The 13,180-nt window shown below is 45.8% G+C and carries 10 protein-coding genes, 1 pseudogene and 1 riboswitch; of the genes and pseudogenes, 7 read left to right on the top strand and 4 right to left on the bottom strand.

Features of this window, described 5'->3' with window-relative positions:
• Window positions 1-88 precede the first annotated feature (88 nt).
• Complete coding sequence (gene ilvY / locus SWP_RS01620) at window positions 89-961, top strand: HTH-type transcriptional activator IlvY (protein WP_020910573.1); 873 nt, start codon at window positions 89-91, stop codon at window positions 959-961.
• A 12-nt stretch (window positions 962-973) separates the two neighbouring features.
• On the opposite strand, the gene SWP_RS01615 is transcribed toward ilvY, so the two are convergent.
• The 3 genes from SWP_RS01615 to SWP_RS01605 form a co-directional block, all read right to left on the bottom strand.
• Window positions 974-1,903 carry a LysR family transcriptional regulator gene (locus SWP_RS01615; RefSeq protein WP_020910572.1) on the bottom strand — a complete coding sequence of 310 codons (930 nt, stop codon included), beginning with the start codon at window positions 1,901-1,903 and terminating at the stop codon, window positions 974-976.
• A gap of 114 nt (window positions 1,904-2,017) precedes the next feature.
• Entirely contained in the window at window positions 2,018-2,812 is a 795-nt protein-coding gene (locus SWP_RS01610; RefSeq protein WP_020910571.1) for a DUF4824 family protein, read from the bottom strand.
• A complete protein-coding gene (locus SWP_RS01605; RefSeq protein WP_020910570.1) occupies window positions 2,809-3,888 on the bottom strand; it encodes a DUF2157 domain-containing protein in 1,080 nt (359 codons plus the stop codon). The genes SWP_RS01610 and SWP_RS01605 overlap by 4 nt, the downstream gene beginning before the upstream one ends.
• Before the next feature lie 271 nt (window positions 3,889-4,159).
• Between SWP_RS01605 and SWP_RS23150 the strand changes: the two genes are divergently transcribed.
• Together SWP_RS23150 and SWP_RS23145 are read left to right on the top strand one after the other, a co-directional pair.
• Window positions 4,160-4,576: a LamG domain-containing protein gene (locus SWP_RS23150; protein ID WP_020910569.1), complete on the top strand. Its 417-nt coding sequence runs from the start codon at window positions 4,160-4,162 to the stop codon at window positions 4,574-4,576.
• A 15-nt stretch (window positions 4,577-4,591) separates the two neighbouring features.
• Window positions 4,592-5,110 (top strand): annotated as a pseudogene (locus SWP_RS23145) (family 16 glycosylhydrolase); the annotation flags it as partial.
• A 150-nt stretch (window positions 5,111-5,260) separates the two neighbouring features.
• Here the strand turns inward: SWP_RS23145 and SWP_RS01595 are convergent.
• Complete coding sequence (locus tag SWP_RS01595; protein ID WP_020910566.1) at window positions 5,261-6,946, bottom strand: phosphoethanolamine transferase; 1,686 nt, start codon at window positions 6,944-6,946, stop codon at window positions 5,261-5,263.
• A 391-nt stretch (window positions 6,947-7,337) separates the two neighbouring features.
• Window positions 7,338-7,403, top strand: a riboswitch (Fluoride riboswitch).
• A 116-nt stretch (window positions 7,404-7,519) separates the two neighbouring features.
• On the opposite strand from SWP_RS01595, the gene SWP_RS01590 reads away from it, so the two are divergent.
• The 4 genes from SWP_RS01590 to SWP_RS01570 all read left to right on the top strand — a co-directional run bounded on the left by SWP_RS01590 (window position 7,520) and on the right by SWP_RS01570 (window position 12,567).
• Complete coding sequence (locus SWP_RS01590; RefSeq protein ID WP_020910565.1) at window positions 7,520-8,212, top strand: iron-sulfur cluster assembly scaffold protein; 693 nt, start codon at window positions 7,520-7,522, stop codon at window positions 8,210-8,212.
• Window positions 8,213-8,226: 14 nt separating this feature from the next.
• A complete protein-coding gene (locus SWP_RS01585) occupies window positions 8,227-9,213 on the top strand; it encodes a GGGtGRT protein (RefSeq protein WP_020910564.1) in 987 nt (328 codons plus the stop codon).
• 497 nt (window positions 9,214-9,710) lie between these two features.
• Window positions 9,711-10,532: a DUF6236 family protein gene (locus SWP_RS01580; RefSeq protein ID WP_020910563.1), complete on the top strand. Its 822-nt coding sequence runs from the start codon at window positions 9,711-9,713 to the stop codon at window positions 10,530-10,532.
• A gap of 1,411 nt (window positions 10,533-11,943) precedes the next feature.
• Window positions 11,944-12,567 carry a LysE family translocator gene (locus tag SWP_RS01570; RefSeq protein WP_020910560.1) on the top strand — a complete coding sequence of 208 codons (624 nt, stop codon included), beginning with the start codon at window positions 11,944-11,946 and terminating at the stop codon, window positions 12,565-12,567.
• The last annotated feature ends 613 nt before the right edge of the window (window positions 12,568-13,180 follow it).

Here is a 13,180-nt window from a genome sequence, read left to right as displayed (position 1 = left end):
ACATGATGTTGCGTTTTGTGCAACATGGGCATTCTATGCCGGCCTAGCAATTACTCGCTATTAATACTACTGACAGAGGATGAAAAATTTGGATATTCGCACCATTAAACTCTATTTACATCTGTCAGATAGTTTGCATTTTGCCCGCACCGCCCAAGCGATGCATGTGAGCCCGTCAACACTGAGCCGTGCAATGCAAAGGCTGGAGGAGGAAGTCGGTGCCCAGCTATTTCAGCGCGATAATCGCAGTGTCACCTTAACCAGTGCAGGCGTTGAATATCGCCACTTTGCCGAACTGACGCTCGACCACTGGAGCAAGCTGAAAACCAAAATAGATCCTAAGCAAGACTTGCTCAGAGGCCGGCTTAATCTATATTGCTCGGTCACCGCAGCTTATAGTCATCTGCCCGGTTTGCTCGACCGCTTTAGACGTGAACACCCATTAGTTGAAATTGCCTTAACCACAGGTGATGCCGCTAATGCAGTGAATGAAATTCGTAATAATCGCGCTGATATTGCGATTGCCGCGCTGCCAGATCCTTTTCCAGAAAACCTGCATTTTGCCAAAATAGATGACGTGCCGTTATCGATTATCGCACCGACTTTTCGCTGCCAAGTACAAGAGTTGCTAACCGAGTCTTACATCCCTTGGGACAGGCTACCTTTTATCGTGCCAGAGCATGGCCCCGGACGTAAACGCATCGATAACTGGTTTAAAGCACTCGGGTTAACCCCTAACATTTATGCGCAAGTCTCTGGTCAAGAAGCGATAACATCTATGGTGGCACTGGGTTGTGGCGTGAGTATTACCCCCGAAGTGGTGATTAATAACAGCCCTGTACGAGACCGTATTCAGTTGCTTGCCTCGCCAATTGCTATCCCGCCGTTTGAGCTAGGTTGTTGCTGTAGAGAGAAGCGGGTGCAAGAACCCGTGATCAGTGCATTTTTAGAAGCTATCTAACCAAGCTTGTCATCATTGTTTATGAGCCCGCACGCCATCAATCATTAGATTACGCAGCCAGCTATGGCTTGGGTCTAAGTTAAAGTGCTTATGCCAAACCAACACATAAGCGCCCGGTTCAACATGAACAGGCACATCCAGACAAACTAAATCATGGCCGGGTAGCATGTGCATCACGTATTTTTTCGGCGCGCATAAGATCAAATCACTGTGCTGACACAGATCTAAAGCACTATTAAAGTCCGTCATATTGACCGCAATATCACGCTGAAGGTGCTCAAGTCGTAATACATCATCCAATAGCCAATGCTCCAAGCCACCGAAGCTCACTTGCAAGTGGCGGTATTTTAAAAAGGTATCGAGATCCCAGGTCTCACTAAGTAATGGGTGCCCTTGCCGCACAAGGCAAACTGGATAATCACGGATAAGCTCTGCGTAACCCAACTCGTCGGGAAGATTATTCATGTGCAGTAAAGAGCGTTTATCCCACTCGCGGCAGATGATCCCCAGATCAATTTCACAGCGCAGCAGTTTATCCATACTGTCAGTCGCCCAAGTTTGGCTATTAATGCTCACCTGCGGCGCCTGATTGAGTAAAGTGGGTACAAAATGCGGAAATACTAATGAGTAAGATGTTTCAACCAAATGCATGCGGAACCTGCGCTGACTATCGGCAGGCTCAAAGCTATTAGGCCGAGTGAACTGATCCAGTCGTTGCAATACTTCACGCAGTTCAGGCGCTAACTGCAGTGCCCTAGGCGTGGCTTTTAAGCCATAAGCGGTGCGCTCAAACAGCTGATCATCAAAGGTCTCGCGCAGCTTGCTTAACTGCTTACTCACTGCCGACTGGCTCAGGTGCAGTCTCGATGCTGCCGCAGTAACGCTTTGCTCCTCAAGCAGTACCTCTAACACCCGCAATAAATTGAAATCTAGCTGTTTCACCCACACCTCAGCGATCAAATATTTGTTCTGTTTGCTATAGTAGCAAACTGGTATTTAACCGTTGAGGTTAACCTCAAGTTTGTTACATTTTCTGACGACTCTTTTCTGAATTCGCTAACGTTCAGTAACTGCAACTATCCACGGTTCTAGGCGGCTACCCCAATTGACTTCAACCGAATATCGCGGCGCGGTAATATCTCGGTAACCTAATCTCGATAAGCCTTTAAGCGGCTCTGTATCCGCCAGAGGTACCATGATGCGATTGACCAGTAATTGGTTCAAAGACAAACCATAACTGTCGCTATTTTGATGGTAATAAGCCTTGGCCAGCCCTTTGACAAATATCATGTTGTCTTTGCCAGCAAACTCCGTGGCAAGCGACTGATAATCAGCAGCGGCTTTAACAAAAAACAACCTGCTATTGGTTAGCTTCTCTTTCTCCAAAAAGTCAAAAGCATCATTTTTTAGACGAGTATTATCTTCATTTGGCTGTGCATTATAGCTGTCGAGCGCTTTTTGGTAACGCAGCTCAGCCTTAACAACTTCAGCGTCATGCAATTCGCCATCAAATTCCAGAGCCCAATATAACGGTTGCGACTGCGCGCCATAATAGCGTTCATCGGGTAATTCAAACCCGAGAGCTAGCACTTGCTCTTTGCTTAAACGACTCTCTTTTACATTATAAGGCTGATAAGCCTCGTCATCAGCCGAGGGAGAGCGCCATACCATCTGCAAAGACAGCCCCGAATTCTCTTGCTGCGCACTACTGTTATAGGGTAGCTGCAACTCTCTTTCGGTTAAGGTGAGCGCCGCAGTGATCTCATTCAGTCTGTTGTATGCCACGCCAGCTAATGCCACAAGATTACTGCCAATCAGCAGTAGTAACCCCAGCAATAAGTACTTTTTCATGATGCGGCTCCTTGATTTAAGTTACTCGAACGAATGCGCTTAAACACCATTAATGCCAGCAGTGCTGACAGACCAAGAATGAAGAAGAAAATGTATTTCGGCATCCACTGCCACCACCAGTCAAAGAACTTGGTATAGAGGAACAAGATAAAAAATACGTTGCCAGTATTAGTGACCGCTCCCCATTGGCGCTTAACCCCTAGCCAGATCGCTGCTGCCGAAATGACAAAGCCACAGACCTGATAGGTACCTTCAATGATTTCAGCGTCCCAATCTAAATAACTAATATCGCCCCAATTCGACAAGATCAGCATAGGTAAAAACAGCATAATCATTGCCGTCACCCTATAGATGGAATCAAAACCAGTGAACGCTCTTTGCGAGATAAACTGCGGTAATAAAAAGATGACTAGGCTCGGCAGTAAGAAGTTTTCCGGTCGCTCACCAAAGCTTATCCAATACATGCCCGACCAACTGCCCAGTTTCATGGCAATAAAGCCACTGAAACTAACAATAGCGAAGAACAGCAGTAAGCGCGCATTACAGGCGTAGGCGAGTAAAAAAGCAAATGCGGACCAAACAGCAAACGCATTAGGCGACGGGGTAATATTAAAGATCTGCCCCAACATCGACAGATTAAGAACAAAGCAGGCCAAGCTAACCAATGCTGCTATCTTGGAGTAATAACTCCCCTGCTCGGTTTGCGCCAGCTTTAACGACAGCAGAAATAACAGTACTGGCGCCACCACTAAAATAGCGACCTGTACAGGCGTGTTTATGTAACCCCAGAACTGATAGAACAGAAAAAACAGGCTAGTAGCCATCGCCAGTGCACCTAGCATTGAAGCGATTTTCATCCCCAAAGAAAGCTGCTTAGATTGGCTACTTATATCGACGTCGTAAACCATGGCTAAACGTTGTAACAGCTGGTTATGGTAACCATCAAGCTGACTTTTTTGCTTAACGGATATCGCCATGACGTCGTCATGTTCTAGCTGTTGCATCTCTTGCTGAAATGCATGGATCTGATCCACCCGTTGCTGCGCATCAGCTACCGAAAGCGACTTTTCTTGCATAGTTGATTCTCCTTAATCACTGTTTATAGTGCCGTAAGAGAGGATAAATACAAGATCCACTAGCACTTTACCTTAATATTCTGAATTCAAGAGGAATGACACTGCCATCAATCACAACTCGTTAAGGCGAAACTAGATACAGCCCCCGTCTAGGCTCGGTATTGATTACTACTTATGTATCTTTGGAAAAACTTAGGGCTCTGAACCAATCCATTCTAGAAACAGTAGCTATAATTAGTCATCCACTAGTCACGACACTGCTGGAGTCTTCATGCCAAGTTACCTGCTCAACAAAGCCAAGCAATCAACCCTTTGCCTTAGCTGTATCTTACTCATCGGCTACCAAAGTGGCGTTTACGCTAAGAATAACGACAAAACAGATATCAAAATCCGCGGGAAATCAGCAAAATTTTCGCAGCAACAGGCATCTGCCCAGCGTATTGCTAAGGAGGACTCCTTGCAAAAAGCTAACTCAAATAACAAAAAAGACAACAAAGGAAAACCCGCTAAAAGCAGTGGCTTTAGTGATGGATTAACTCAATTGGATTACAGCTATTGGTGGGCCAGCGATGGCTGGCATAATGGCTTTCCTTTTGTAAATCGCTGGCAAGCCGATGCGATTAGCCATAGCGGCGATGGCATGCAGCTCACCTTAAGTAACCTTGGCACACCTGACAGCCCTGACTGAGTCTCCGGCGAGTTACGTAGCCATGAGTACCGAGGCTATGGTTGCTATGAAATAAGTATGAAACCCGCTGCTCGTGCAGGGGTTGTCAGTAGCTTTTTTCTCTTTGCCAGCCCCTACGATATCGCCCCAAACGGCAATGGCCTACACCACGAGATAGATATCGAGTTCTTAGGCGACAATACCAACTTTATGCAGATAAATTTTTGGCGTAACGGTGAGCCTGCAGCAGGCGAAAACGCCTTGCTCATCCCACTACAATTTGACGCAGCATTAGATTTTCACCGTTACGGCATACGTTGGTCATCAGGGAAAATACAGTGGTACGTCGATGGTCTATTGGTCCACCAAGTCGATTCAAACAACAGTCCGCATATCCCCACAACAAATGAATCAAACTTGATGACAATGATGAACATGTGGGCGACCCATGAGGATATTTCCGTTTGGGCTGGGGAGTTTGATCCTGCATTAGGTGCAGCTCAGAGTTACTATAAAGATTTCAGCTACCAAACGTTGAAACAATGTCAGTTTTAGCTGTGATTGAGTGCCACTCAATTGATTCCCCCTCAAGCACGGCGCAGAAAGGCGCATTGGCGCTTCCAATGACTAATGGCCTGCTCAGCACAGCTCAATGATGGGATTAGCCATGAACTGCTAATCATTGAGGGAGCATCATGCTTACGGCTAACCGGCAGCATTTACAGTCGCCAACCGTGTGTTTACGCGTTTTTTGCAACGTGCAAACATATCTAATGATGCTTGATACACGCTTGAACTCACTTGTAGGACTCCAAGCATGCTGTGAAAAATATTATCGTGGCTAAAGTGGGTATTATCGGCACTTTGCTTTAAGCACTTGCTATCGACTTTCATTGGTTTTGTAAACCAAGCTAATAGCGGTACGTGCTTTTGTGACTCAGGAGCCAATGCGTAAGGGAAACCATGCAAATACGCCCCATTTTCCCCTAGTGACTCACCATGATCGGAAACGTATAACATTGCTGATTCGGTACCAAGCGGTAATTCATTAAGCTCGCCAATCACTTTTGAGATCACCCAGTCAGTATAAGCGATGGTATTGTCATAAGTATTAATGAGCGCAGCTGTATCGCAATTTTGAATATCACTGCGGGGGCAGTCATCAGCAAATACACGTCTCTGCTCTGGGTAACGTTTATAGTAGGTCGGTCCGTGTGAGCCCATCATATGCAGTACGATCAAAGTGCTGCTTGCAGTTAAGTTTTGTAATTTGTGCTCAAGCGGTGCCAGCAAAGCTTCGTCAAAACAGTAATCACCATCACATAAAGGTGATCCTGAATTGACGTCAATGGTTACTGTTGGCACTCGTTCACACACTCCCTTGCAACCATTATTGTCGACCCACAACACATCAACGCCCGCGAGTGAGACTAAATCGAGTAAATTCTGTTGTGAGTTGGCTCTATTATGCTCGTAATCTGCTCGACTTAGTGCTGAAAACATACAAGGGATAGAGACTGCCGTTGCCGTTCCACAGGAATACACATTCTTAAATGACGTTATCGCTTGCCCTTGGGTATAGGGATTAGTCTGTTTCGGATAACCATTTAGCGCAAAGTGATCGGCCCTTGCCGTTTCTCCCACCAGCATAACAACCACCCGCCTAGCTTCATTTGGTTGTATATGCAGCTTAGGTTGACTATCTAACACCTTGAACTCTAGTGGCGTCGAAAAGTAATTATCGCGCACATATTTTCCTGTTGCGACAAGGTACTGAAAGGGTATTGATGACTTCTGTAGATGTTTGTTATTTCGACCGACTGAGGCGTAATTAGGGTAATACAGGTAAGCAATTAGCACGATAGTGACAATACAGATGACACTCAGCTTTATGCTTTGAGAAATATTTCGTCCCATCGACAAGTAGCGGATATCACAGCGAGCAATCAAGATTGCTGGTAATACACCACTCAATAAGAAAAATAGCACCGAGTATTGATTCAAATACGTCGTTGCTTCAGAACTGTGGCTCTGCATTGAGTTCTGCACCATGCCGTAGTCAAACACGACACCAAAAGTAAGCTTGCTATAAAACACTAATGACGAGATCAGTAATATGCCAATAAGCACTGGCTTCACTAGATATCGATTACCGCCAAGACTCAGAAAATTGAATAGCAGAACACATAGACAGAAGACTAGCAGCGGAATGCTATATAGAAACCCAAGACTATATTCAGGCAGCGCGGTTACAACAGCTCTAACCTCTTTTAAGAATGGAGAATTAAAGACTAAGGTAAAATATAGTGAGGTGATGCAGACAAGCTGATTTACGCTCAACTTATACTGAAAAATAGACTGAGAATTAGTATGTTTTTCTGGGCTCTTCATTCCGCAATAACAGCTCATAATGGATGACCACATTAGGCTATCACTGAGCTATACCCATCACTGTAACCAAGTGTAATTCCCAGGTAAGCGATTGTAAGCAAGCGACAAATAATACACATAGCGCAGCCATCGAACAGTGTTAAATCTATCAAACGGAGTCAAAATAAAATTTCTAAATATCGTAGAAAATAATATATAAAAGCGGGCTATAACAGCCGAATAACTCCCTTTGCAACGCTATTTTAAAGAGATGTTCGCAAGAACTGCCGTCGGCGAGCCTATTGATGAACGACTACGTTGAGGCCCTGTATTCAATAATTCTCAAAATGAGATCATGATCAACTTTTACTGAAAAGTGCTGACCTATACTTTAGTGAAAGGTTGATTAGTCAACTTTGCAGGTGATGGGGTTCCACCGACTTAACCGCCAATTTTGGCTGATGACTCCTACAGAATCGAAAACAGGTTAGCCTGAGATGACAACAAGTGTTGTCAGCGTATTTCTGTGGGACATGCCCAATCAGTCACTATCTCCGCTTTCTTGTTTTCCTAGCATTTATTTAGGAAAACACCATGCAATACTCTTCAGAAATTCAGTCTATGTGCCCTATTCAGCGGGGCGACTTGCATCCGTCAGCCCCCATTCCTATTGAAGGACGTATGCTCAATCCCAAAGATGTCATTGCCATTTCAGGCTTGAGCCATGGCGTAGGTGCCTGCGCACCGCAACAAGGCGCCGCCAAACTGACTTTAAACGTCAAGCAGGGGATCATCGAAGAAGCGCTTATCGAAACCATTGGCTGTTCAGGTATGACTCATTCAGCGGCAATGGCCGCCGAGATAATCACTGGTAAAACCATACTCGAAGCACTCAACACCGACTTAGTGTGCGACGCCATTAACGTGGCGATGCGGGAGATATTCCTGCAGTTTGTTTATGGCCGCACTCAATCCGCGTTTTCAGAAGACGGACTCGAAATAGGTGCAGCCCTTGAAGATTTAGGCAAAACCCAACGCAGCCAAGTCGGCACGAGCTACTCCACTAACGCCAAAGGCGTGCGCTATATGGAATTGGCAGAAGGCTATGTCACCCAGTTAGCCCTTGACGGCGACGGTGAGGTTATTGGTTATCGCTACCTCAACTTAGGCAAGATGATGGCACTAATGAATGAAGGTCGTGCACCCGATACTGCCGCAACCGAAGCCACCGGCACTTATGGTCGTTTTAACGATGCCGTAACCACTGTCAACCCACGTCAAGCCTAATAGAGGAGCTAGCCATGAACACTCAAATCGAAACCTTACTGACTGAGATGAAGCTGGGCTCTATTGCTGAGGCTAATGAGTTTTGTCTACAACATCATATTGATGCACCAAAAATGGTACTCGAGACCCAACCAATTGCCTTTGATAATGCCTGTGATGCTTACACCTTAGGCACAGCGTTAGCACTGCATAGAGCCTTGGCGACCAAGGATAATTCAGCCACACTCGCTGCCAGTAATATTGGTGAGGCACTACAGGCATTTTGTAAGACCGGTAGTGTCGCCGCCCAGCGTCAAGTAGGCTTAGGTCATGGCGCACTGGCTGCAAGGTTGCTGAGCGAACAGACTCAATGTTTCTGCTTTTTAGCTGGACATGAATCCTTTGCCGCCGCCGAAGGCGCGATAAAAATCGCCCTTAACGCCAATAAGTCTCGTCAATCACCGCTAAAAGTCATTCTTAACGGTTTAGGTAAAGATGCCGCCTATCTAATCTCCCGTATTAACGGCTTTACCTATGTGCGCACCCAGTTCGACTACCAAACAGGTCAGCTGCATGAAGTGAGTCGCAAGCGTTTTTCCGACAGCCAACGAGGGGAGATCTTATGCTTTGGCGCCGATGACGTTCGAGAGGGTGTGGCTATCATGCATTACGCTGATGTTGATGTGAGCATTACCGGTAACTCCACCAACCCAACTCGCTTTCAGCATCCTGTCGCTGGGATCTATAAATCGGAGCGCATTAACCAAGCGAAACCCTATTTCTCTGTTGCATCTGGCGGCGGTACAGGCCGTACACTACACCCAGATAATGTCGCAGCTGGCCCCGCCTCATATGGCATGACCGACACTATGGGCAGAATGCACGCCGACGCACAGTTTGCAGGCAGTTCATCAGTCCCCGCCCATGTGGCAATGATGGGCTTTATCGGCATGGGCAATAACCCTATGGTTGGTGCAAGTGTGGCGTTGGCTGTTGCAGTAGAGCAACAGTTGAATCGTTAAGTATCGCTGCCGCTATTGCTTAGTATGTTTTGTAGGGTTTGTGGGGGATTCAATTGGGCTATTGGGATTACTTAACAAAGGTGGTTCCAATGGTCTGCGACCAGCACATGTGCCAATATGTCTGAGACTCGCTGCAATTTCAGCCATGTAAACTCACCGATGTTCATGTTGTCTCGCTATCTTTTTAGCTATAAGTAATCATCAAGCAGCAGTGGTTCCAATGACCTGCGGCCAGCGCATGTGCAGATACTGCTGAGGCACGCTGTACGCCGTCCATGGCCGCTCTGCGGTTTCGTCCCTGAAATCGAAGGCCTCAACCGCATCTACACGGGGTATAAAAGCGGTATCCTTCTAGCAGTAGAGTGTCTGATTAGTACAAATGTAAAATTGTTATATTTTCAGATAAATACTCTAGAAAATTAGATCGTTAAATGAGATATTCATTGTAACAAACTCTATTATTTAAAAGGCTGTATTCTATGAGCCACCGTGGTTTGATGATCACTCAAAATATAGCTGCAAACGCCTCAGGCTTCACAATGAATGGGGGAGTAGACGAACAAAACTTAAGACAATACCTACTATTCTGGGATCATTTAGTATGTCCACAAAGCAACATATTTCACTTCGGCATGGGAGATAGCTTTGAATACTTAATCAACTCAGGAGTAGCTAAGTATCTAAGAGTTAATGTTGACGGACCTACAAATGCAGGCGCTTCATTTTGGCGGTCTTTAGAAGATCGGGCATTTACGGAGCTTACAACCAACGGAAGCACCGATTGGAGTCTTGCTTCTAGCATAACAACCCTAGGGTTGAGTACAGATAAAAAAACTAAGCACGAAGCTTTGTGTTTTCACCTAGTCGATGCATTAAAAGTCTTTACCCCAGAGGTTCCCCTCCCAGAAATACTCGAGTTTAAAAAGAAACGCCAAGACATGTTACTTGAATTTAGAGATAGCATGGATGACCTCAAAGATTTTATTGTCATGTCACCGAGCAGTGTAGACACACTTCAACGGAAGCAGAGAAAAATAGAAAATGACATTGCGGAACTAAATAGGGTCATTGATGAAGCTAAGTATCCATCGTTACTTCGATGTTCAGTAGATGTCCTAACCATAGAAGGGGCAGTAGGATTCACTTCTGGAATACTTACAGAATTAGGTGTTGATAATAATTGTGGATTAGCACTAAAAGGTGCATCGGTAATAGGGGGAATTGGAATGAGCATAATGAGACACAATGCACCAGTGAAACTACCTGAACACCTAAAGCAATATGCTTATGTTGCATGTGCGAAACAAGAACTGATTTAGAATAAACAATTGGGGTCAAGAACAATTGGGATTCAGAGTAAACTTTCAATTCCAGCGCCCCTTCTGTATCCCCCAAATTAAACACCGAATGATTCCCAACTCAAAACTCTACGTGAAACACCCATTCCCCATCGAAGTTGCCGAAGTGCGTTGAAGAAATAGCCGTAATGCCCACACGGACGTGGGCATAGCTTTCGCGGGACAGGATGTCCCATCGGAAGCGTTAGGCTATTTCGAATAAGTACGAGGAGGTCAACTTCGTCGGGGCGGCACGGGTGATCCAAGAGGGGATTGCTGTTGATCCCCTTTTGGCCGGGTGTGGGATGGAGTTCCACGACCTTAATCAGACGCAGTCTGATACTGTACAAATGTGGGCGAAGCAAACAACTGGGAACAAGAGTAAACTTTCAAATCTAGCGCCCCTTATATATCCCCAAAAATTAAACACCGACTTATTCCTAATTCAAAACTCTACGTGAAACACCCATTCCCCATCGAAGTTGCCGAAGTGCGTTGCAGACTCTTTACAAATTTAAGGCCGTAATGCCCACACGGTCTTTCTCATGCATTCAGGCATCCAGCCTATCAGAGTTGGGCATAGCTTTCGCGGGACAGGTCGTTCTTTGACATCTGACCCATATGGATATGGCAAATGTCTATATGATGTCGGGAACATCATTGACCATGCCATCACGGCATTCGTAAATCCATTTACATCAGATGTCCCATCGGAAGCGTTAGGCAATTTCGAATAAGTACGAGGCCTGTACTCAACACATGTAACTTCGTCGGGGCGGCACGGGACTTCTTTTGTAAGAATTAGGCAAGAGGGGATTGCAGTTGATCCCCTTTTGACCGGGTGTGGGATGGAATCCCACGACTTTGGTCAAACGGAGTTTGATAGTTAAAATCTGTGGTTCCAATGGCCTGCGGCCAGCGCATGTGCCAATATGTCTGAGACTCGCTGCAATTTCAGCCATGCAAACTCACCGATGTTCATGTTGTCTCGCTATCTTTTTAGCTATAAGTAATCATCAAGCAACAGTGGTTCCAATGGCCTGCGGCCAGCGCATGTGCAGATACTGCTGAGGCACGCTGTACGCCATCCATGGCCGCTCTGCGGTTTCGTCCCTGAAACCGAAGGCCTCAACCGCATCTACACCGGGTATAAAAAGCGGCACCGCCCGGCATCAGAATGATCGTTTATTAAACTTCCTCAGCCCCTGTTTTACTACAGTTGTGCAGCTAACTGTATGAACTTTTAACGTGAAAATTAACACGTTTACAGCACAGAGACTGTGATGCTAGCGTAGCCCAAACACCATAACGGCGGTAATCTCCGAATTTTTAATCGCAACTTTTGCCGTGCTTTATTGCTATAAAAAAATAATTCACCTTACAGAGAATATTTATGTCCATTGAAGTTTGGTTATCTTTTGTCATCGCCTGCGCCGTGCTCACACTTATCCCCGGCCCTTGCGTGTTACTGGTAATTAGTCAGTCGTTAACCAAGGGAATAAGAGCCGCTTTGATGTGCATACTGGGAGATGTTATCGGCGGAATAATACTAATGGTGCTATCTTTAGTTGGTGTTGGTGCTATCTTAGCAACCTCCGCCACACTCTTTATGATTTTTAAATGGTTAGGTGTGGGGTATATGGCTTACCTTGGCTATTGCCAGATAAAAGATGCAAGGGCATACACTGCTAACAACAACCCCACAGATGACCAAGCTCAAAATATAGACAGTATGAAAGCCGGCTTTATTGCCTCCTCACTCAACCCCAAAGCCATCGCATTCTATATGGCATTCCTCCCACAATTTATGACGCCTGGGAGTGATCAAGTTTTACAGTTCGCAATACTGATTGTGACATCCTCAGTAGTAGTCGCTGTTATTTTAGCGGGCTATGCCCTAGTCGCAGCAAGCGCAAGTCGATTTTTTCAACATCAAAAATCTGAGAAATACTTAGGTTATGTAGGTGGCAGTTTTTTAATTAGCGGCAGTGCCTATATGGCTACAGCAGTGAAATGATCAAGCGCGGTTTATGTAGTATTTTTTCCAATTTGAGACCATCAAGCAACCGTGGTTCCAATGGCCTGCGGCCAGCGCATGTGCAGATACTGCTGAGGCACGCTTTACGCCATCCATGGCCGCTCTGCGGTTTCGTCCCTGAAACCGAAGGCCTCAACCGCATCTACACTGGGTATAAAAAGCGGCACCGTCTTAGTAAACTTTCAAATCTAGCGCCCTTATATATCCCCAAAAATTAAACACCGACTTATTCCCAATTCAAAACTCTACGTGAAACACCAATCCCCATCGAAGTTGCCGAAGTGCGTTGCAGACTCTTTACAAATTTAAGGCCGTAATGCCCACACGATTTTTCTCATGCATCCATGCACTTCAAGACATTGGGTCTGTGGGGTCAGTGTTAACTTTCTGCTCCGTAGCTCCTCCTCTTTCACAACGCCTACATTAAACACCAGCCATAAACCTAAGTACCCTACGCAAAGACACCAATCTCCCCCGTTGGAAATTTAGCTTTTTAAATTTCGCCGGGGCGCTGAGGGATAGACTCTTATGAAATCAAGAGCGGGGGACAAGCGCTTTACCCCTTGGCTCAGGTGTGGGCGAAGCACCACGA

Source organism: Shewanella piezotolerans WP3, from assembly GCF_000014885.1.
Taxonomy (GTDB): Bacteria; Pseudomonadota; Gammaproteobacteria; order Enterobacterales; family Shewanellaceae; genus Shewanella; species Shewanella piezotolerans.
This window is presented reverse-complemented; position numbering and strand designations above follow the sequence as displayed.

What these genes read in the sequence shown, in the direction of transcription:
- SWP_RS23150 (WP_020910569.1), top strand. Translation starts at nt 4,160, where the DNA reads ATGCCAAGTTACCTGCTCAACAAAGCCAAGCAATCAACCCTTTGCCTT.
- SWP_RS01570 (WP_020910560.1), top strand. Translation starts at nt 11,944, where the DNA reads ATGTCCATTGAAGTTTGGTTATCTTTTGTCATCGCCTGCGCCGTGCTC.
- SWP_RS01590 (WP_020910565.1), top strand. Translation starts at nt 7,520, where the DNA reads ATGCAATACTCTTCAGAAATTCAGTCTATGTGCCCTATTCAGCGGGGC.
- SWP_RS01605 (WP_020910570.1), bottom strand. Translation starts at nt 3,888, where the DNA reads ATGCAAGAAAAGTCGCTTTCGGTAGCTGATGCGCAGCAACGGGTGGAT.
- SWP_RS01610 (WP_020910571.1), bottom strand. Translation starts at nt 2,812, where the DNA reads ATGAAAAAGTACTTATTGCTGGGGTTACTACTGCTGATTGGCAGTAAT.
- SWP_RS01580 (WP_020910563.1), top strand. Translation starts at nt 9,711, where the DNA reads ATGATCACTCAAAATATAGCTGCAAACGCCTCAGGCTTCACAATGAAT.
- SWP_RS01595 (WP_020910566.1), bottom strand. Translation starts at nt 6,946, where the DNA reads ATGAAGAGCCCAGAAAAACATACTAATTCTCAGTCTATTTTTCAGTAT.
- SWP_RS01585 (WP_020910564.1), top strand. Translation starts at nt 8,227, where the DNA reads ATGAACACTCAAATCGAAACCTTACTGACTGAGATGAAGCTGGGCTCT.